The organism is Morganella sp. EGD-HP17, from assembly GCF_000512315.2.
Classification (GTDB): Bacteria; Pseudomonadota; Gammaproteobacteria; order Enterobacterales; family Enterobacteriaceae; genus Morganella; species Morganella morganii.
The window spans coordinates 1-20,274 of sequence record NZ_AZRH01000017.1 but is presented as its reverse complement, the minus strand read 5'-3'; the positions used below and the strand labels follow the sequence as shown (position 1 = coordinate 20,274).

Below are 20,274 nucleotides of genomic sequence, written 5' to 3'. Positions count from 1 at the left end.
AATGAAGATTACCCGGTATGCTGTCAGTGTGATCCTGTTGCTGCTGTCTGCAGGGGCTGCGGCAGGAAATAAATGCGATCCGCTGTGGGATAAAACCGCGCCGCCGCAGCATATCATTGCCATGAATCAGCATGCCGCTGATATGGTACTGGCGCTGGATGCCGGGCCGCAGATGCTGGGCGTGAGTTATATTGATGATTCAGCGGAGGCACTGAAATCAGGGCGCTATCACGGTATTCCGGTTTTTTCGGCCAAATACCCCGCGACAGAAAAACTGATCGCCTCCGGGGCAGATTTTGTCGTAGCCGGGTTTTCCTCTGCCTTTATGGCTTCGATGGGCGGGCAGGATGATCTGCAACGTGCCGGTATCGGCAGCTATCTGATGGCATTTTCCTGCGAACGTCAGGCATACAGCGGATTTGACAGTATTAAAATTGATTTGCAGCGCCTGGGGCGGGTCCTCGGGCGGGAAAAAGAGGCGGATGCCGCCGTTGCCCGTATCGATGCCACGCTGGCGCAGGTAAAATCCCTGCCGCCGCTGCCCCGGAAACCGGTGATTTTTTACCTCGACAGCCAGAGTGACACCCTGATGTCACAGGGAAAGAAAGGGTTTATGACCGAAGTTATCACCCTGGCCGGGGGCGAAAATGTGTTTATCGACATGCCGATGGCAGGTATTCACGTCTCTCCGGAAACACTGCTGGATAAACAGCCGGACTATATTATTCTCGCCGATGCGGTCTGGTCACCGGCAGAAAAGAAAAAAGCCTGGCTGGCAAATCATCCGGCGCTGTCTCACCTGGAAGCTGTCAAAAACGGACGTTACATTGTTATTCCGTTCAGCGGCGTTTATCCCAACGTCAAAAGCCCGGATGTGTTGCTGACGATAGCAGAAGCCGTCAGGAAGTAATACAGGCGGAACACGGTTTTATTCTTCGTCTGTTTCCAGATTACGGATAAAACGGTAATCAGCCGACGCCGGTTTCAGGCGGTACAGTGCCGCCGGGCGACCGCGTTCAGCCCGTTTTTCACCGGTATCAATCAGCAGATCGGCCTGTTCGAGACGGCGGCGGAATGATTTTTTCTGAATCGGCTGACCAATCAGAATTTCATGAACGTGCTGTAATTCCGGCAGGGTAAAGGTTTCCGGCAGGGCGAATCCCGGCACGACGGAATAGAGGGATTTCTGGCGCAGCCGCGCTCTGGCCTGACGGATAAGTAACTGGTGATCAAACGCCAATATCATATTCTCTGCTTCATCCAGCGGTATCCATCTGACTGAATTCACTGTGTTAATTTGCTTTTCACACGCCTGCATGGCAATCAGTGCCGTATAGCAGACGGTGACTGACCAGCCGCGTTTGTCCCGCTGACCATTGCCGACCGTACATAACTGCTCAATGTACGGCGGTGTGACACCGGTTTTTTCCCGCAGTTTCCGCAGTACGGTATCTTCCAGAGTCTTATCCTGTGCCTCATCCACAAAACCACCGGGCAATCCCCATTTGCCTTTCTCCGGATGTTCCGCACGTTCGGCCAGCAGCACATGCAGGGTTTCATTGTGATAAGTGAAAAGCACAGCATCAACAGTCACCAGGGGCGACAAAAAATCACGGCGCTGATAACCGGCGAGGTAAGTTTGTTCATCCATTTGCGTCACATCCTGAAATCGGGATAAGTCATTCTATTGTAAGGAGAGAAATCCGGATTGCAAATTAAATGTCATTCAGACACTAATTCAGCTTGACATTAATAGTGTCAATAAGTCACTATTTGTTATTGTCATAACAACACTAATGAGGTGATACTATGTTTAATTTAAAATTCTTTAAAGCAGACCCGTCCACATTTGTTATCCGTTCCGTGAACGGTCATGTCAAAAGTCAGGGACAAGGGCTGAGCTTCTGGTACAACAGTGCGACCACATCGATCGCCGCACTACCCTTAAGTGCGCAGGAAACCCCGTTTATTTTCAATTTCCAGACAGCGGATTTCCAGAGCCTCCGCGTTCAGGGGCAACTCTCCTTTCAGGTCAGTGCGCCGGAAAAAACGGCCGGAGTGCTTAACTTTGTACTCAACCGGGACGGAAAAACCTACGCGACCGACGACCCGATGAAACTGAATGACCGGATTGTCCGCGCGGCACAAACCATTATCCAGGCGGAGATCCAGTCCACGCCGCTGCGCCGTGCATTATTGCTCAGCCAGTCGCTGGTGGCATTGGTGCAGTCACGTCTGTCACAGCAGGCGGCGCTTGAGGCTCTGGGGATCACCATTCTGGATTTCTCTGTCACCGCGATTACCCCGACACCTGAAACGGCCCGCGCACTTGAGGCGGAAGCCCGGGAATCCCTGCTGAAAGAGGCGGATGATGCGATTTATGCGCGGCGTAAATCCTCCGTTGAACAGGAGCGCACGATCAAAGAAGCTGAGCTGGAGACCGATCTCTCTGTGCAGAAAAAAGAGCAGCAGATAGAGGAATCCCGGCTGGAAAACGAACGCGCACTGTTGCGTGAACAGGCGGCAATGGCGCAGGAGCGGCTGGTGGCAGAGATTGGTGAGGAGCAGCAGCGTCAGACACTGGTTTCTCTCAGTGCCGATAATCAGCGCGTTCAGTCCGATGCGGATGCGTATGCCATTGAAACCAAAATGAAAGCGTACCGTGAGCTGCCGGTGGAGAATCTCAAAGCCCTGGCACTGAGCCGGATGGCGCCGGAGCAGCTGATGGCGATGGCCTTTGAGTCACTGGCACAGAATGCCGGAAAAATAGGTGAGCTGAATATCGCGCCGGATATGTTCAGTCAGATGATGAAAAAAGTGAGCAAAGCATGAGCCGCCGGGATGAGGTACGGTTTGTCCTGGTCACACAGAAAACCCGGTTACAGGAGCTGATCGCCCGTTTCAATACCTGGCCGCAGGCGAAGTTTTATCTGGAGCATAACGGCATCTCCGTGAGTGATTATCTCGCGGAGCATGATCGCTACCAGGCGCAGCTGACAGAGGCGAAACGTATTTTGCTGCAGGCGGGACAGGTACAGATTCCGGATCGCACGCTGCTGCCGGGGTATCAGTTTTCTGACCGCGATATTGTGGTGATTATCGGTCGCGACGGGCTGGTGGCGAATACCCTGAAATACCTGAACGGCCAGCCGGTGATTGCGGTTAACCCGGATCCGGAACGCTGGGACGGTATACTGCTGCCTTTTGAACTGCCGCAGCTGGCATCGGTGGTGATGCGGACACTGAACCTGGATATGCCGTCGAAAGTCCTGAGTTTTGCACAGGCGGTCACCAATGACGGACAGAAAATGCTGGCGGTCAATGATCTGTTTATCGGGCCGAAAAGTCACACATCGGCCCGCTATATTCTCAGTCACGGCGGGCAGGCGGAGGCGCAGTCTTCCTCCGGGGTGATTGTCTCAACAGGGCTCGGTTCGACGGGCTGGTTACAGTCTGTTCTGGCCGGTGCGCTGGGCGTGACCGGCGGCAGTTCACATCCGCTGCGCGCCGGGATCGCCTGGGATGAAAAGCGGCTGCAGTTCAGTGTGCGGGAGCCTTTCCCGGGGCGGACATCCGGAACCTCACTGGTTTTCGGGGCGGTCGATAATACGATGACATTACAGCTTGAATCACAGATGCCGGAAAACGGGGTTATTTTTTCTGACGGGATAGAGTCCGATTTTCTTCATTTCAATGCAGGATGTATTGTCACAATCGGTATTGCGGATATACAGGGAAGGCTGATGTATGAATAACAAACCAGTGTACCGCCGGGCGGCGGATAACAGAACGGGGCACACAGCGTGCCCCGTAAGGAATAAAACCACGTTTGTTTATTGATCAGATAGCCCAGCCGCCCGCATAGAAGGCGACTAACACCACCGCAATAATCACTGTGCCGGTGTTGAGTTTACGCCACTCTTTTGCCACCAGGCGGCCGATGACCAGGGTGACATAACCCAGCATAATACCGGTGACGATATTACAGGTCAGTACGATAAAGACCGCACACACCAGCCCGGACATGGCATCGACAGAGTCGTCGAAATCCAGTTTTGCCACATTACTCAGCATCAGCAGGCCGACATACATCAGTGCTGGTGCGGTTGCATACCCCGGGATCAGGTAAGAGAGTGGTGAGAAGAACAGGATCAGCAGGAACAGCACGCCGACGGTTACGGCAGTCAGCCCGGTTTTACCGCCTGCGGCTGTCCCCGCAGCGGATTCAATATATACCGCTGCCGGAGAAGCACCCACCGCACCGGAGATAATGGAGCTGACGGAGTCCACGGTCAGCGCTTTGCCGCCGTTGATAATCTGATTGTCTTTGTCCAGCAGGTTGGCTTGTCCGGCGACGGCACGGATGGTGCCGGTGGCATCAAACACCGCTGTCATCACCAGCGCCAGCACACTCGGCAGAACCGCTGTTTGCAGGGCACCCATAATATCCATACTGAAGATCAGAGATTTACCGTCCGCACCACTCAGTGACGGCATGGCGATCAGCCCCTGATAGGTGACGTTCGGGTCAACAATCAGGCCGATAACTGAAATCCCGATAATCACCAGCAGGATCCCGCCCGGGACGTGCATTTTTTCCAGACTGACAATCACCGCCAGTCCGATCAGTGACATGGCGACCGGGAAGGAGGTAAATGCCCCCATTGCCACCGGCAGACCTTCCAGCGGGTTCTTGATAACCAGACCGACACCGTTGGCGGCAATCAGCAGCAGGAACAGGCCGATACCAATCCCGGTGCCGTGGGCTATCCCCATCGGCAGGTTGCGCAGGATCCAGTTTCGCACCCCGGTAACGGAAATCAGGGTAAAAATCACACCCATCAGAAAGACCGCACCGAGCGCAACCGGAATACTGATTTGCTGCCCGAGCACCAGGCTGAATGCGGTAAAGGCGGTGAGTGATATAGCACAGCCGATAGCCATCGGCAGGTTTGCCCACAATCCCATCATGATGGAGCCGATACTGGCGACCAGACAGGTGGCGACAAAGATGGCACCCGGCGGGAACCCGGCTTTGCCGAGCATGGAAGGGACGACGATGACAGAATAGACCATGGCGAGGAAGGTGGTGACTCCCGCCAGAATCTCCCGTTTGACGCTGCTGCCGCGGGCGGAGATTTTAAAGTACGCGTCCAGTGCGCCTTTTGCTGCCGCCCCGGAGTTATCCGGTGTTGTATTATCAGACATAATTGCAGACCCCGAGAATGAAATGAAAATGTGTTTTAATCACTGCATTGGTGTGCGTCAGGTCCGTTCATAGACCAGGCGTCCATCGATGTAAGTCCGGTAAATCGTGCGGTCATCACCAAGCGCAATCATCACAAACAGTTTCTCCGCCAGCGTGCGTGAGTTGTCATAACGCAACTGCTGGAGCGGGGTCGCGGTCGGTTCAAGTACCACAAAATCCGCTTCTTTGCCGGCGGCAAAGTTACCGATACAGTTATCCAGTCCTAATGAATGCGCGCCGCCGAGAGTGGCGAGATAAAACGCTTCAAAGGCGGTTAAACAGGTTTTCTGCAACTGCATCACTTTGTAAGCTTCACTCAGTGTCTGCAGCATATTGAAGGTCGTTCCGGCACCGACATCCGTACCAATCCCGACTTTCACTTTTTTCGCCAGCGCCTTTTTCAGATTAAACAGGCCGCTGCCGAGATAAAGGTTTGATGTCGGACAAAATGCCACCGCCGAGCCGGTATCGTGCAGGCAGTCCCACTCTTCTTCCTCAAGGTGGATACAGTGCGCAAATACGCTGCGTTCGCCGGTCAGTCCGTAGTGGTGATAGACATCCAGGTAGTTTTTACTGTCCGGATAGAGCTCTTTTACCCACTCAATTTCTGCTTTGTTTTCATCAAGGTGAGTGTGAACCCAGGTGTCCGGATACTCTTCGCGCAGCCGCTGACACACCGCCAGTTGTTCCGGGCTGGAGGTCGGTGCAAAACGCGGGGTGATGGCATAGAGCAGACGCCCTTTCTTATGCCAGCGTTCGATCAGTGCCTTACACTCTTCGTAGCTGCTTTCCGGTGTGTCGGTGAGGTAGTCCGGCGCGTTTCTGTCCATCATCACTTTACCGGTGATGAGGCGCATATTGAGCTGGCTTGCCGCATCAAACAGGGCATTGACCGATTCCGGGTGAACAGTACTGAAGACCAGTGCGGTCGTGGTGCCGTTACGCAGCAGTTGTTTGATAAAAAACGCTGACATTTCACGGGCGTAATCAATATCCTGATACAGCTTTTCGGTCGGGAACACATGGCGGTTGAGCCATTCGAGTAACTGCTCGCCGTGAGCACCGATCATCTCGCTCTGCGGATAGTGAACGTGGGTATCAATAAAGCCCGGCACCACCAGTTTCCCGGTGTAATCACGGACACGGACGGTTTCCGGGATCAGATGCTTCCCGTCTTCCCACTGTCCGAACCACTCTATTTTTCCGTGCCGGATTAGCATCAGGCCGTCATCAATCAGGCGGACTGCATCGGGCAGATCGTCCATCGAGGTCACTACGCGGGTGATATCCAGGAACTTCCCGCGTACCGCTTTGACGGTATGTTCAGACGACATAGCTGACTCCTCTGCTTACAAAAAGCCCTCACCGGAACCGGCGAGGGCAGGGTTGATTTAATTATATTTTGCTCAGGCCGCGCAGAATTTTTTCCGGCGTGAAGTGCCATTCACGCAGCCAGACACCGCAGGCATCATGAATTGCGGTGGCGATAGCCGGTGCTGCACCGTTAACCGCGATTTCCGAGATGGATTTCGCACCATACGGGCCGACCTGGTCATCACTCGGCACCAGGAACGCGCGGAAATCACGCGGAATATCGCCGATCTTCGGTGCGCCGTAGGTTTTCAGGTCGCGGGTCAGCGGTACACCTTTGGCGTCGTAGCGGATCTCTTCTGACATACTGTGGCCGATGGCACGCATGGAGGCACCGTAAATCTGACCTAAGGCCAGATCCGGGTTCACCGGCGTACCGCAGTCGAGCAGTGCGTAGAATTTATCCAGGCGGATTTCACCGGTACGGGTGTTCACGGCCACTTCGGCAAAGTTTGCCCCGTACGGGAAGGCAAAGTCCGGTGTGATATAACTGGCGTTTGCCACCAGCACACCAAACCCGGTACCGCCTTCGGCTGCATGCGCCAGATCCGCGAATGTGATTTCGCCTTTCTTACCGCGCACCACACCCGGTGCCGCCAGGGTGACATCCTCCACCGGCTCGCCGATTTGCGCGGCACCGTGGAACAGGATTTTTTTACGCAGATTCTCTGCCGCCATTTTCGCCGCATTACCGGAGAAGCAGGTGCCGGAGGAGGCATAAGCTCCTTTGTCGAACAGCGCGTGGTCAGTATCCCCTGAGATAACATGGACATCATCCGGGCAGCAGCACAGCACTTCGGCGGTCAGTTTTTTGACCACGGTATCGAGGCCGGTACCGATATCCGCACCACCGGAGTGGACGATAAAGGTGCCGTCAGATTCCAGTTTGACCATACAGTTTGCCTGGTCGATATCCGGGATCCCTGATTTCTGCATGATGATGGCCACGCCGCGTCCGGTTTTCCAGTCGCCGTCCTGTTTGCGCGGGGAATCCCAGTTGATAAGTTCGCGGCCTTTTTTCAGGATCGGGCCGAGGGCGCAGCTGGCGGCAGTCGGTACCGAGGTCGGCATTTTACCTTCCCCGATAGCACCGAGGATCTTCAGTTCCTGACCTTCATGCACGCGGTTGGTTTCAATCAGATCCAGCAGGTCGATATTCAGTTCTTTCGCCAGTTCGGCCAGGATCATGGTCAGGGCGAAGTTACCTTTCGGTGCCCCGTAACCCTGATATGCACCGGTCGGGCAGATGTTGGAGTAGTAAGTGGTCACCTGAAAATCGACGTTATCACACGGATAGAGCGGCAGTGACAGTGCCGGACCGTTACTCGGTACCGTCAGTGAGTGGTTACCGTAAGGGCCGGTGTTCGCCAGGAATTCCATATTGATGGCGGTGATTTTCCCGTCTTTTTTCGCGCCCAGTTTGATCTTCACTTTTGCCACATGGCGGCTGGTGTTCGCGATAAATTCTTCTTCACGGGTGTAGCGGAATGAGACCGGACGGCCGGTGACATACGTTGCCCACGCGCAGACTTCTTCCAGCAGGATATCCTGCTTGGAACCAAAGCCGCCGCCGACACGCTCTTTAATCACATGCACTTTGTTTTGTTTCAGGCCGAGAATACGCGCCACCTGGCGGCGTAAGTGCCACGGTACCTGAGTGGAGGCGTGGATCACCAGACGGTCGCCGTTCATGTAGGTGTAGCAGATATGCGGTTCGGTCGGGCACTGCTGAACCTGGCGGGATTCATAGGTGCGCTCGATAACGGTATCCGCTTCGGCAAAGCCTTTATCCAGATCCCCGATATGGCCGTGAACACCCGCAGCAATGTTTTTGCACGGTTTTGCGCCGATCGGGAAGTTAATCTGTAAATGCTCGCCGCGATCTGCCGCGTTTTTATTCTGCTCTGCCAGGTCAGCCGGCGCGCCGTTAACATAAATCACCGGCTCATCATGCACCAGCGGTGCGCCGTCAGCTTTGGCTTCATCGATAGACAGAACCGGTTTCAGCACGTCATATTCGACTTCGATTAACGATAATGCTTTCAGTGCGATAGCTTCGTTTTCTGCCACCACAGCGGCCACGCGGTCACCGACGTGACGGAGTTTTTTACCGAACATGCGGCGGTCAAGCGGAGACGGCTCCGGCGCACTCTGTCCGCCGGGGGTGTAATACACATCCGGACAGTTTTTGTGGGTGATAACATGCACCACGCCCGGCAGGGCTTCCGCTTTACTGACATCCAGGCGGGTGATCAGCGCGTGAGCGTGCGGGCTGCGCAGCATTTTAATGACACAGGTATTGGCAGGAATGCGGTCTTCCACATAGCACGGTTTTGCCTGCACCATTACGGCAGCATCGGTTTTCGGCGTGACTTTCCCGACAACGGTCAGGTCATCACGGAAGGCCGGTGCATTGTCAGCTTTGTAGTGCGGATCTTTGCGGCGTTTTACCAGCAGATCAATGACTTCATAGAATTGCTGATAACCGGCGTCACGGCTGAACAGTCCGGAAAGGGCATCATCAATCTGGTCGCGATCCGGCTCCGGAATACGTTTGATAAGATCAGTCAGGATCAGGGCAGCCGCCGGGTCGTTATAACCGGACTGGATCACACCCACATCCACCATCGCCTGCTGAACATCACTCAGTTCATTCCATTTGCCGAGAGATTCGGCGGTTTCAATCACTGCGCCTTCCAGCTGGGCGGCGATCAGCAGTGAGGCGTTGACAATACGGCCGTTGAACAAAATGGCGTCAGAGCCTGCGAAGCCATAGCCGTCATCACTGTTACGCACAGAGTGCATACCCAGGCTGAACAGAATGTTACGGACGTTTTCGCCCGGAATGCAATCGGGTGAATGCGGGGTGCCGTTAAGTATAAAATGGACGTTCATTTCTTATTCCTCCCCCATTTGCCGGCAGTCTGTCAGCAGGTCTGAAACTAAAATTCCGGTGATATAGCGTTTATATTCTTCGCTGCCCAGTAAATCCGCTTTCGGATTCACGGCCTGACTGACGGCTTTCTCCAGCGCTTCCCCGCTGAGATTTTTCGCCTCAACCTGCGGCAGACGGCTGATACCGCAACCGACACCGTCAACGGCGATCCGCTGCTCATTATTACCGGTCAGTGCGACAGCGGCAGTGACCACAGCCCAGCCGTCAGCGGTTTCGCGGACAGTACGGGTGGCACAGCGGCGGAACGGATCCTGTAAAATCAGATGGGTGATCAGGCGGTCATCCGGTGCGGCGAGATAGCTTTCCAGCGGGATCACATCATTGCTGGCCAGCTGAACCTGAGCATCCAGTACCAGCAGCACCGGCAGCAGCGCATGTTCGCGCTGACAGGCGGCGATCTCCCCGCCGATGGTGGCCTGGTTACGGATATGGCGTGAATAGACAAAACCGAGCGCGTCATACAGCGCACGCGGGATCAGCGGGCTTTCACGCAGCGTTTCCAGCGTGACAACCGCGCCGATGCGCAGAATACCGTCCTGCCACTCGATGGACTTCAGCGGCAGCAGTGACAGTGAGATAGCGACAGTGCGGTCAGTTTTGGTCGGTACCGCATTCAGTTTACTGCCGCCTGCAAACCAGACAGCGTTTTCCTGAAAGCGTTGTTTCAGCTCAGTTGCCTGCGTTAAGGTGGCAGGGCGGAAAAATTGTTCGATCATGGGTTACCCCTACATTGCTCTTCCGGCCTGCGGCAGTGCCGCAGGCCATGGTTTTTTATTACAGTGCGTCCATCCGGGCCCACATCTTTTTCGCGGCTTTGCGTGCTTCTGCAAAGAGCGGTTCGATATCGAACGGGAACTGACGGTTTTCATACACCATCACACCATCCACCATCACGCTGTTCACACTGTTGGATCCTAAACCGAAGGCCAGATGGCCCGGCAGGTTATCCCCGACAAACGGTGTTGGTGGTGTGTAATCACAAATGGTCAGGTCAGCCTGATACCCGGTTTCCACGCGGCCGAATTGTTTGCCGAAGTTGCGTGCCAGTAAGCGGTTACCATTCCACAGGAAGCGGGTGAAGCTGTCCGGCCACATAGCGCCGCCTGCATCGCGGTGTTTGAAGAAGGCAAACTTCATTTCTTCTAACATATCGGAGCCGATACCGTCTGTGCCGAGTACCACGTTGTTGTAGTCACCCAGGCGGTGGTTGTAGCCGACATGGTTGTTCATATTGGAGCGGGCGTTGTGGACCAGGAAGCCATCTTTTTTATTCAGCAGCTCAATATCTGCGGAAGAAAGATACAGGCCGTGGGCGATCAGGGTTTTTTCATCAATCAGATCAAACTCACCCAGGCGGATCAGCAGGTCCTTGCCGTATTTGTCATGGCTGAAAGAGACGTCATAACTGTCTTCCGCCGCATGGATATGCAGGCCGCGTCCGGTTTTCTTAATCGCCTCGCGCAGCATTTTCAGACCTTCATCCGCCACGGTGAACGGCGCGTGTGCCCCGATGTGCGCTTCCACCAGATAGCGGGATTTACCGCTTTTGCGTTCGCTGTCGATAAGCTCCGCAAAGGCGATATTCTCTTCCACCCCGGCTTCCAGCTCTTTCAGGCCGCCGTTGCGGTCGGTGGTTTCGTAGCAGGTCATGCCGCGCAGACCGGCTTTCAGGAAGCCGTCGCGCAGGGTTTTCAGGGAACCGGCGATATAGTTTGGTGAGGCATGGTGGTCAATCACCGAGGTACAGCCGCTCTTAATCGCTTCGAGAGAGCAGATAAGGCCGCTGTAATAAAGGGATTCCTCATCCAGCGCGCGGTCGAGCCGCCACCACAGGTTTTTCAGGGTGGAGATGAAATCAGGGCTCGGCGCGATATTCGCCATAATGCCGCGTGACAGGCCGGAATAGAAATGGTTATGGGAACAGACGATCCCCGGCATCACCAGTTTGCCGTTCATTTCTTTGACTTCCGCGCCCGGGTAACGGGAATGAAGCCCGTTACCCACAGCCGCAATTTTGTCACCCTCTATGGCGATATCGACCCCTTCGCGGATCCCCGCCGGTTCGAACTCAGTGATGGTGGCATTTTTCAGAATCAGCATAATTATTTCTCCACCCGGCCTAACAGATAACGATAGTGTTTATGGACATGGCTCATGATGCGGCACATCTCTTCCAGCTCCTGAGGAACCTGACTGAATTCCCCGTCAGCACCCAGCTGTAATTTGCTGACTTTGCCGTCCAGGCGGACAGTAAAGGTGCTGCCGTCAGCCAGGAAGCCCGGGTTGGTGCTGTTTTCGAAGTCTTCCGGCAGGCTGAAGATAGTGACTTTGTCTTTGTACGGCTTGCCCTGCCACGGGCAGAACTGGGCACAGTTGCCGCATTCGTTACACATCGCATCCAGGTGCAGGGTCTGATAACGGTTACGGAAGCCCGGAATCGCCACTGAAATGTTGGCGCGGTTCGGGCACACATCGACACATTTCGCACAGATGTAATTACATTCCAGGCAGCGCTGAGCTTCCTGTTTCACGAACGCCTCGCGGTCGTTGCTGTCCACCATCTGCACGGCGATAGCGCCTTTGCGGTCAGTGATATCCTGCGGATCCACATTGAGCCAGTATTTGTCGCTGTAGTGAGAGAGGATATTTTCGCGCTCCAGAATGGCATCCGTCGCACGACCCGCATCACCGATAGCCGCCACGATAGAGGACGGGCCGCTCTGCACATCACCAATCAGGAACACATTGGCGCGGGTGGTTTCACCGCTGTTGCGGTACACCGCCGGCCAGCCGTCTTCACCCATCGGCACGCCGATTTGTGACAGCACTTCGCAGTCCTGCTGTTCGCCGATAGCGGTGATCACGCTGTCGATTTTCAGGGAGACAGTCTCTTCTGTCGCCACCGGACGGCGGCGGCCTGACTCATCCGGCTCACCCAGTTTCATGGTGCGGACCAGCAGGGTGCCGTCAGCATTGAACTGCTCCGGATTGTGCAGGAACATGAATTTCACATCATCTTCAACCGCTTCTTCATACTCTTCCGGCCAGGCTGGCATTTCTGCCTGAGAACGGCGGTAAATAACCGTCACATCTTCCACACCGGCAATCCGTTTGGCGGCGCGGGCGCAGTCCATCGCGGTGTTACCGGCACCGATAACGGCAACATGTTTGCCCATTTTCAGCGGCGCATTGTTGTTGTAATCATGCAGGAACGGCAGGGATTTATAGACGTTGCGGTTGTCACCGGCGAGTTTCACGCCGCTGTTTTTGTCTGTCCCTATCGCGACCAGCACATAGGTGAAACCCTGCTCCAGCAGTTTATCGACGGTCAGACGTGGGTCACAGCCGTACTCAAATTTCACGCCGTGGTCGGCGACGAACTGAATATCGTGCTCAATAGTTTCACGCGGGATACGGAAGTGCGGGATGATATTCGCCACCACACCACCGGCATTGGCTTCTTTCTCAAATACCGTCACCGGATGACCGGCACGGGCGAGGAAATACCCGGCAGCCAGACCGGCAGGACCGGCACCAATCACCGCGACCGGGTTTTTATCACCGGAACCGGCCGGTTTGTGCCAGCGGGCTTTGTACTCTTTCCAGCCTTTTTCCACCGCCACTTTTTTCAGTTCGCGGATATTCAGCGCACTTTCGTAATCCAGGCGGGTACAGTTGTACTGGCACTGGTGATCACAGATATGACCGGTGATGGCAGGCAGGGCGTTACGCTGGTAAATCAGTTCCAGTGCATCCGCATAGCGGCCTTCGCCCAGCAGGCGGATATATTCAGGAATGTCCTGTTTGATGGCACAGGCAGTCACACACGGTGCGACATAACAGTCGGTCAGCGGCAGCGGGCCACCGGCGTCGATTTCCTGGTCTGATTTCCAGTGTTTCTGGGTATATTCCATGCTGACGGCACGTTCTGCCAGCGCATTCAGTTTACCCACATCAATCTGCGTCATGCCCCACGCATCGGACTTATCCAGCTCACGCAGGCACTCGGTCTGGCGCATATAACCACCCGGTTTCAGCAGGTCAGTCGCCATGGTGATAGGGCGGATACCGGATTCAAAAATATCGCGGATATTGAACTTACTGGCACCGCCGGAGTAAGAAATCGGCAGTTTGCCGTCAAAATGACGGGAGAGCAGCGCGGCAACGTTGATGGAGAGCGGGAACAGGGCTCGGCCTGACATATACATCTCGCCGCCCGGCAGACGCCCTTTGTTATTGATGGTGCCGAGGGTGTTGGTCAGCTTGACCCCGAAACCGCGATCCACTTCCTTCGCCAGATCCATCAGGCGCTGTAACATTTCCAGGGCGCGATCCAGTTTCAGGTCATGAGAGAACGATTCCTCACTCAGCCCGATGTAATCAAAGCCGCAGGTGTCGAGGATTTCACGGACACGCGGGAAGCCGAGCAGTGTCGGGTTCAGCTTCACATAGGTATTGATGTGCTTTTCTTCCAGCATGTAGCGGCAGATAGCCTCAATCTCATCCGGCGGGCAGCCGTGCATGGTGGAGAGGGTCACACCTTTGGATAAATCCCCCGGCACGCGGTCAGTCATGGCCAGCAGATCGGCTTTGCGATCTTCCAGACCCAGCTCTTTCAGGAAGCCCGGACGGGAAATAAAGGCTTTCATCTCCTCGCGGTATTTCGCGAAGACCGGCAGCTGTGAGGAATCCATCATGGCGTGGATATACTGCTGCATGCGCGGTTGTTTAATCCCTTCCAGGTTATAACCGACACTCATATTAAAGATGAAGGATTTCGCCTCGCCTTTGGTGCGCGGGTCAAAAATCGCTTCTAATAAATGAAGGGCAAACCAGGCTTTGAGGTATTCGTCGTGGGCTTTCGGCAGGGTAAATTCGGTGGACCATTCGGTGTTGAAACATTCGTCCTGAGCATCGATACACGGCTTTTCGAGCTCAAGTTCATCGAGGATCTGAACGGTTTTCACCTCGATAAAACGGCCGCCGGTCAGCCAGGAAACCACAATATTCTGAGCAAGCTGAGTATGGGGACCGGCCGCCGGGCCGATCGGCGTCTCGCAGGTTTCACCGAAGACAGACATCAGAGGATTCTGATGTTCTCTGCGGTAAAACTGCCGTTCATTGATACCAAAAATGGAACGGCTCGCCTTATATTCTTCAAAGATCCGGTTCAGAAGTTCGCCGAACGGGACGGGACGCATTATATCTCCCATAAAACTCTCCTTGCTGCAATATGAGGGGGCATGCCGGTGATGCCGGACATGCAACTGTATGCACTCACAGTTGCAACAATTACGCCAGGATTGTTTAAGGCTGCGGATTTCGTATTCAGAGAAATAAAAAAATGTGAGACAAATCTAATCTTAATGTCAAAGTGTGAAACAGCTCGCACAGCGCTAAATGAGAATATGAATCAATAAAAAAGATCTTTATTACCATGGGATTAACATGTGAATGAGATTCTCAAAAAAAGAAAAAATGTATCACATTGATAATGGGAAAACCGCGTTAACAATTAATGTTATTAATGAGACGGAAGTAATAGTGTACAGCCGGATTACCCGCGATAATGCTGCTGATAAGCCTCCGGTGTATCGATGTCGGTAATAACCTCATCGCTCTGCATATTCAGGAAGGTGTGAGGACCGGCCAGCAGCCGTTTTTTCATGGTATTGCCCGCCGGTTGTGATAGTGCGGCGAGCAGACATGCGCGGGAGAGCAGCACGGGGTGGCCCGGAACTTGCTTGTAACAGGGAAGGAGTGCGGCATCACCGCGCTGTGCCCACAGGGTCTGCCAGATAGCCGGGGTGAGAAACGGTACATCACCGTGGGTAAGAAAACAGTATTCGCTGGTCACCGCCTGTGCGGCCAGGTGCTGCGAGGAGAGCAGCCCGGTTTCATAGTCCGGATTATGCAGAATCTGAATACGTTTTACGGACTGATAACGCGCAGCCAGTTCCGCGCCGCGAAAGCCGGTCACCAGCAGAACCCGGTGACAAAAGCGCAGTGCATTCGACAGACTGGTATCCAGCAGAGTGGCACCGCCGCTGCCCCATGGCAGCATCATTTTCCACTCACCCATCCGTGAGGAGAGCCCGGCCGCCGTCATTATGCAGTCCGTTTCCTGCGGGCAAAGCGGCTCCCGGACTGATAAATAAGATAAAGCGGTATCGGCTGAGGTCGGGTGAGACGGCATAATGGGTATAAACTCCGCTGATAAATATTGAAAGTGACTGATATTCAAAGGATTCGGTAATGACGATGACAACGGCCCTCAATACACAGATCCCTGTCCGAAGTTGCGCCACTATACCTGAACCGCTGCGCCGGTTATGTGATACACATCCGGGCGGCCATGCAATGGTGATCAGTATTGTCGGGGCAGGCGGCAAAACCAGCTGTCTGTTCTGGCTGGCACAGGCTTTTTCTCAATTAGGGAAAAAGGTGATGATCACCACCACCACCCATATGTTTCTGCCCCGCGAAGGGTTCCCGGTCATTCTCGCCTGTCACCCGGTCCGCCTGCCTGATGCGGTCACAAACAGAGGCTCATTTGCCTGTTATACCGGCTGGAACCCGCTGAATAACAAGGTTCGCGGCTTTTCCTCCGCCGATATTAACGCCCTGGCGGAACAAAATGCCGTTGATGTTATTTTAGCCGAAGCTGACGGAGCTCGCGGTTTTGGCATAAAAGCGCCGGCTGAGCATGAACCTTGCATACCTGATTACAGTGATTGTGTTATTGCTGTGACGGATGGCCGGCTTCTGGGGGCTCCCGTCGGGCCTGACAATGTTCACCGGTGGTCACATTTCTCTGCCGTTACCGGCTTAAACAGCGGTGATACGCTGGATTTGGGGGCGATAAGCCGCCTGATCCGGCATCCGCAGGGGATGTGGAAATCAGCACCACCGGACGCATTACGGATCTGGCTGATAAACCGCTTTTCTCAAAATGAGAATTTTTCGCCGGATATACTGGCAGACTGGCTCCGCGGCACACCGCTGAACGCAGTATGGTTCGGTGCCGTCAGGGAAGATCCCGCAATTACACACATATTGCAGCGACAATAATATCAATGATAAATGCAGGGATATCCATTGAGGTCTGTTTATGAAAATTTTTACCGAAGCAGCGAAGTTGGTTGAGAAAAATTGCCCGTTTGCCATGGCGGAAATTATTGAATGTTCAGGCAGCACTCCCCGTCACAGCGCACAAATGCTGGTGCTGGGGGACGGAAAAACTATCGGTACCATCGGCGGTGGTATGGTGGAGCGCAAAGTGATTGAAGAGGCGGTGGAAGCGCTGCACGAAGGGCGTTCCCGCATGTTCCACGGCCGGATGGCCCGCAACGGGCAGCATGCTGTCGGCTCTGACTGCGGCGGCGCGATGTCGGTGTATATCGCGGTACACGGTGTGCGTCCGCGTCTGATCCTGCTCGGCGGTGGTCACGTCAACCGTGCCATTGCACAGCTGGCGGCTTTCCTGAATATCGATATTCATGTGGCGGATGTGTATGCCGGCAGCCTTGAGCCGGATCTGTTCCCGCCGTCAACCCGCCTGTGGCACGTACCTTCATTTACCGATGCGGTGAATCAGCTGGATCCGCAGCCGGAAGATTATGTGATTATCGCCACCAACAGTCAGGATCTGGAATCTCTCAACTGCCTTATCGACAAGCCGTTAAAATACCTCGGGTTACTCGGCAGCCGCCGCAAAGTACAGACATTCACTAAACAATTAAGCGAATCCGGGGTATCTGATGCACAGCTCTCCCGGCTTCATGCGCCGGTTGGCTATGATATCGGCGCGGAAACGCCCCATGAAATCGCGGTCAGTATTCTGGCTGAGCTGTTACAGGTTATGAATGATGCACCGGGCGGGGCAATGAAACAGAACCCGGCAGAAGCCCGCAGAGCAAAACGCGTGGTGATCCGCGGCGCGGGTGACCTGGCAACCGGCGTGGCATTACGTCTGTATCACAGCGGTTTTGAAGTGGTGATGCTGGATGTCTGCAAACCGACCGTGATCCGCTGTACGGTCTCTTTCGCCCAGGCGCTCTATGACGGCGAAAGCTGTGTGGAAGGCGTCTGTGCCCGCTATGCTCATGATATTGATGAAGTAAACCGCTACCTGAAAGAAGGCGCTATCCCGGTGCTGGCGGACGAACACGGCGAACTGTTACCGGCGCTGCACCCGGATGTGGTGGTGGATGCCATTATCGCCAAACGCAATGTTGCCGGTACCCACCGCAAGATGGCTCCCTGCACCATTGCCCTCGGACCGGGCTTTGAGGCCGGTGTGGACTGTGATGCGGTGATTGAAACTCAGCGCGGTCATCACCTCGGACGGGTGATCACCCACGGCAGCGCGGCACCGAATACCGGTATTCCGGGCAATATCAACGGCAAAACCACCGAACGCGTGTTACGCGCACCGCACAGCGGCATGATGACGCGCCATGTGAATATCGGCGACCTGGTACACGAGGGGGATGTGATTGCCCGTATTGGTGACACAGAAATTCTCTCGCCGATGGACGGCATGGTACGCGGCCTGCTCAATGAAGGGCTGTGTGTGCCGGAAGGGTTTAAAATCGCTGACGTTGACCCGCGCGGTGCACTGGCGGACTTCCGTTCGGTTTCTGACAAAGCCCGCGCGATCGGCGGCGGCGTGCTGGAGGCCATCATGACACGGCTGAATAAAATGGACAGCGCCCCGAAGTGCTGATCACGGATTTTCCGGGTACGGCACCGTACCCGGATTATTCAGGCACGGAACAGCATCCCGGCCACTTCCCGGATCAACTGTAAATTGAGGATCACCAGTGCTACAGTGGAAACAGTCCCGAGTATGATCGTCAGCTGCGAGTTCACAAACACCCCCATGATTTTTTTGCTCGAGGTCAGCAGCAGCAGCGGGATCATGGAGAACGGCAGGGCGATACTCAGAAACACCTGGGTATAAATCAGCAGACTTTCCACCACATCCTCGCGATCCCCCCACAGGTAAATACAGATAATCACCGGGATCACGGCCAGACCACGGGTGATCACCCGGCGCAGCCACATCGGCAGCCGCAGATGAATAAAGCCTTCCATCACAATCTGCCCGGTCAGTGTACCGGTGATTGTGGCGTTCTGCCCGGAGGCGAGCAGCGCCACCGCGAACAGTGTGGAGAGCGTGGCACTGGCGATACCGCCGACGATACCCGGATTCTGCAGCGCGTCATACAGCTGGGTGAAACGTCCGAGGTCAGACGGATCGTTACCGAAAAACAGCGCTGCACCGAGCACCAGCAGCAGACAGTTGATAATAAATGAAAACCCGAGCTGGATATTGGAATCAATTGTTGCAAAGCGGATCGCCTCGCGCAGCCCGGCCTCACTGCGGCGGTCATACTGACGGCTCTGCACAATAGAAGAGTGAAGATAGAGGTTATGCGGCATCACCGTTGCCCCGACAATCCCCAGCCCGATCAGCAGGGCGGAATCCTGCCCGGCCAGTGTGGCGGTGAAGATTTTCTCCGACGGAATAAAGCCGCGCAATACTGCACTCATGTCCGGGTCCGACAGCATCACCTCGTAGGCAAAAATCAGGAAAATCGTTAAGATCAGGACAAACACAAAGGCTTCAATTTTGCGGAAACCGAGTTTCATCAGCACCAGCAGCAGAAATACATCCAGCACTGTCAGCAGCACACCGGCCATCAGCGGAATGCCGAACAGCAGGTTCAGTGCCACCGCACTGCCGATCACCTCCGCAATCTCGGTCGCCATAATCGCCAGTTCAGTGGTGATCCACAACAGCGCCGCCAGCTTCGGCCCGACCCGTGCTCGGGTAGCCTGCGCCAGATCCTGGCCGGTGACGATCCCGAGTTTTGCGCACATTGCCTGTAACAGCATCGCAATCAGGCTGGACAGCAAAATCACCGACAGCAGCAGATAACTGTACAGCGCCCCGCCCTGAATCGAGGTGATCCAGTTTCCGGGATCCATATATCCCACCGCCACCAGTGCACCCGGGCCGGAAAAGGCAAACAGCTTGCGCAGAAAACCGGATTTTGCCCCGGCAACCGGCACGGTATTATTGATTTCAGCCAGACTGAGTTGCGGTGTATTCAGCATGATAAATCCGTCCGTGATCGTAATGAGAACTATTATCACTATATTCCTTATCGCGATGCGGGATTATCACAATTGTGCGATCGTAGTACCGGCGGATTTCGGATGATACCGGGTACAGGACTTCTCTATACGCCGGATTCCCTGAAAATGCATGCACAGGCTGCGATTAACCGCGATTTTCAGGTGGGGGATATATCAGATCTCACCATCAGCAATATTAAAGAAAATCCGCCGTCCGTTACCGGTAAGCGGAATATTGATTTTACGGTATCCTCTGCCGCATCAGGCCGGGTTTATCACTGTATCCGCTCTGATTATTCTGTCCGCCGCTTCGGCACCCGTGATCTGAATCCGGAATCACCGGGGCATATGGTCTGTGAGCCGCAGAAAAAATCCTGAATTTCCCGCCGGAAATAACCGGTAACAGCCTGATATCACCTGTAATCAAACACACATATTTTACCTGTGTCAGACTCTATTGCTGATATTTTGATGTATGCTGTGAGATATGATGGAAAAATTATCTGAATTATATAATTTTATTACCGCAAGCGCCGTTTTATCGGCGGTGATT

15 protein-coding genes are annotated in these 20,274 nt (G+C 54.6%); 6 read left to right on the top strand and 9 right to left on the bottom strand.

All coding sequences use genetic code 11. From position 1 onward, the window contains the following. The first annotated feature begins 1 nt into the window (after window position 1). A complete protein-coding gene (locus tag X965_RS15945; protein ID WP_004236076.1) occupies window positions 2-910 on the top strand; it encodes an ABC transporter substrate-binding protein in 909 nt (302 codons plus the stop codon). Between the two features lie 18 nt (window positions 911-928). Here X965_RS15945 and X965_RS15940 read toward each other — a convergent pair whose 3' ends face one another. Beyond that, on the bottom strand, window positions 929-1,651 hold the full coding sequence (locus tag X965_RS15940) for an NUDIX domain-containing protein (RefSeq protein ID WP_004236075.1): 723 nt from the start codon (window positions 1,649-1,651) through the stop codon (window positions 929-931). Between the two features lie 158 nt (window positions 1,652-1,809). Between X965_RS15940 and X965_RS15935 the strand changes: the two genes are divergently transcribed. Together X965_RS15935 and X965_RS15930 are read left to right on the top strand one after the other, a co-directional pair. Beyond that, window positions 1,810-2,832: an SPFH domain-containing protein gene (locus tag X965_RS15935; RefSeq protein WP_004236074.1), complete on the top strand. Its 1,023-nt coding sequence runs from the start codon at window positions 1,810-1,812 to the stop codon at window positions 2,830-2,832. After that, window positions 2,829-3,755: a hypothetical protein gene (locus X965_RS15930; protein WP_004236073.1), complete on the top strand. Its 927-nt coding sequence runs from the start codon at window positions 2,829-2,831 to the stop codon at window positions 3,753-3,755. The genes X965_RS15935 and X965_RS15930 overlap by 4 nt, the downstream gene beginning before the upstream one ends. An 85-nt stretch (window positions 3,756-3,840) precedes the next feature. On the opposite strand, the gene X965_RS15925 is transcribed toward X965_RS15930, so the two are convergent. From X965_RS15925 to X965_RS15895, 7 genes are all read right to left on the bottom strand, one after another. Beyond that, window positions 3,841-5,208, bottom strand: a complete 1,368-nt coding sequence (locus X965_RS15925; protein WP_004236072.1) for an NCS2 family permease — start codon at window positions 5,206-5,208, stop codon at window positions 3,841-3,843. Window positions 5,209-5,265: 57 nt separating this feature from the next. After that, the gene (gene guaD / locus X965_RS15920; RefSeq protein ID WP_004236071.1) at window positions 5,266-6,582 is read right to left on the bottom strand and encodes a guanine deaminase; all 1,317 of its coding nucleotides are present in this window, start codon (window positions 6,580-6,582) and stop codon (window positions 5,266-5,268) included. 61 nt (window positions 6,583-6,643) lie between these two features. Then, window positions 6,644-9,514: a molybdopterin-dependent oxidoreductase Mo/Fe-S-binding subunit gene (locus X965_RS15915; RefSeq protein WP_004236070.1), complete on the bottom strand. Its 2,871-nt coding sequence runs from the start codon at window positions 9,512-9,514 to the stop codon at window positions 6,644-6,646. Between the two features lie 3 nt (window positions 9,515-9,517). After that, entirely contained in the window at window positions 9,518-10,291 is a 774-nt protein-coding gene (gene ygfM / locus X965_RS15910) for a molybdopterin-dependent oxidoreductase FAD-binding subunit (protein ID WP_004236068.1), read from the bottom strand. Between the two features lie 58 nt (window positions 10,292-10,349). Then, window positions 10,350-11,675, bottom strand: coding sequence for a putative aminohydrolase SsnA (ssnA, locus tag X965_RS15905; protein WP_004236066.1), 1,326 nt, complete (start codon window positions 11,673-11,675; stop codon window positions 10,350-10,352). A gap of 2 nt (window positions 11,676-11,677) precedes the next feature. Further along, a complete protein-coding gene (gene ygfK / locus X965_RS15900; protein ID WP_036418856.1) occupies window positions 11,678-14,788 on the bottom strand; it encodes a putative selenate reductase subunit YgfK in 3,111 nt (1,036 codons plus the stop codon). A 344-nt stretch (window positions 14,789-15,132) separates the two neighbouring features. After that, window positions 15,133-15,684 carry an NTP transferase domain-containing protein gene (locus X965_RS15895; protein WP_032099120.1) on the bottom strand — a complete coding sequence of 184 codons (552 nt, stop codon included), beginning with the start codon at window positions 15,682-15,684 and terminating at the stop codon, window positions 15,133-15,135. 146 nt (window positions 15,685-15,830) lie between these two features. Here X965_RS15895 and yqeC point away from each other — a divergent pair, with 146 nt between their 5' ends. Together yqeC and yqeB are read left to right on the top strand one after the other, a co-directional pair. Continuing rightward, window positions 15,831-16,646 carry a selenium cofactor biosynthesis protein YqeC gene (yqeC, locus tag X965_RS15890; protein WP_004236063.1) on the top strand — a complete coding sequence of 272 codons (816 nt, stop codon included), beginning with the start codon at window positions 15,831-15,833 and terminating at the stop codon, window positions 16,644-16,646. A 40-nt stretch (window positions 16,647-16,686) separates the two neighbouring features. Next, window positions 16,687-18,303, top strand: a complete 1,617-nt coding sequence (yqeB, locus tag X965_RS15885) for a selenium-dependent molybdenum cofactor biosynthesis protein YqeB (protein ID WP_036418854.1) — start codon at window positions 16,687-16,689, stop codon at window positions 18,301-18,303. A 38-nt stretch (window positions 18,304-18,341) separates the two neighbouring features. Here the strand turns inward: yqeB and X965_RS15880 are convergent, their stop codons facing one another. After that, window positions 18,342-19,700 (bottom strand): Nramp family divalent metal transporter, encoded by a 1,359-nt coding sequence (locus tag X965_RS15880; protein ID WP_036418853.1) that lies wholly within the window; start codon window positions 19,698-19,700, stop codon window positions 18,342-18,344. A 102-nt stretch (window positions 19,701-19,802) separates the two neighbouring features. Between X965_RS15880 and X965_RS15875 the strand changes: the two genes are divergently transcribed. Continuing rightward, window positions 19,803-20,099 (top strand): hypothetical protein, encoded by a 297-nt coding sequence (locus tag X965_RS15875; protein ID WP_036418850.1) that lies wholly within the window; start codon window positions 19,803-19,805, stop codon window positions 20,097-20,099. The last annotated feature ends 175 nt before the right edge of the window (window positions 20,100-20,274 follow it).

Coding starts and splice junctions, on each gene's coding strand:
- ygfM (WP_004236068.1), bottom strand. CDS start 10,291: ATGATCGAACAATTTTTCCGCCCTGCCACCTTAACGCAGGCAACTGAG.
- ssnA (WP_004236066.1), bottom strand. CDS start 11,675: ATGCTGATTCTGAAAAATGCCACCATCACTGAGTTCGAACCGGCGGGG.
- X965_RS15945 (WP_004236076.1), top strand. CDS start 2: ATGAAGATTACCCGGTATGCTGTCAGTGTGATCCTGTTGCTGCTGTCT.
- X965_RS15880 (WP_036418853.1), bottom strand. CDS start 19,700: ATGCTGAATACACCGCAACTCAGTCTGGCTGAAATCAATAATACCGTG.
- X965_RS15930 (WP_004236073.1), top strand. CDS start 2,829: ATGAGCCGCCGGGATGAGGTACGGTTTGTCCTGGTCACACAGAAAACC.
- X965_RS15915 (WP_004236070.1), bottom strand. CDS start 9,514: ATGAACGTCCATTTTATACTTAACGGCACCCCGCATTCACCCGATTGC.
- X965_RS15875 (WP_036418850.1), top strand. CDS start 19,803: ATGATACCGGGTACAGGACTTCTCTATACGCCGGATTCCCTGAAAATG.
- yqeB (WP_036418854.1), top strand. CDS start 16,687: ATGAAAATTTTTACCGAAGCAGCGAAGTTGGTTGAGAAAAATTGCCCG.
- X965_RS15895 (WP_032099120.1), bottom strand. CDS start 15,684: ATGACGGCGGCCGGGCTCTCCTCACGGATGGGTGAGTGGAAAATGATG.
- X965_RS15925 (WP_004236072.1), bottom strand. CDS start 5,208: ATGTCTGATAATACAACACCGGATAACTCCGGGGCGGCAGCAAAAGGC.
- ygfK (WP_036418856.1), bottom strand. CDS start 14,788: ATGGGAGATATAATGCGTCCCGTCCCGTTCGGCGAACTTCTGAACCGG.
- X965_RS15935 (WP_004236074.1), top strand. CDS start 1,810: ATGTTTAATTTAAAATTCTTTAAAGCAGACCCGTCCACATTTGTTATC.
- guaD (WP_004236071.1), bottom strand. CDS start 6,582: ATGTCGTCTGAACATACCGTCAAAGCGGTACGCGGGAAGTTCCTGGAT.
- yqeC (WP_004236063.1), top strand. CDS start 15,831: ATGACGATGACAACGGCCCTCAATACACAGATCCCTGTCCGAAGTTGC.
- X965_RS15940 (WP_004236075.1), bottom strand. CDS start 1,651: ATGGATGAACAAACTTACCTCGCCGGTTATCAGCGCCGTGATTTTTTG.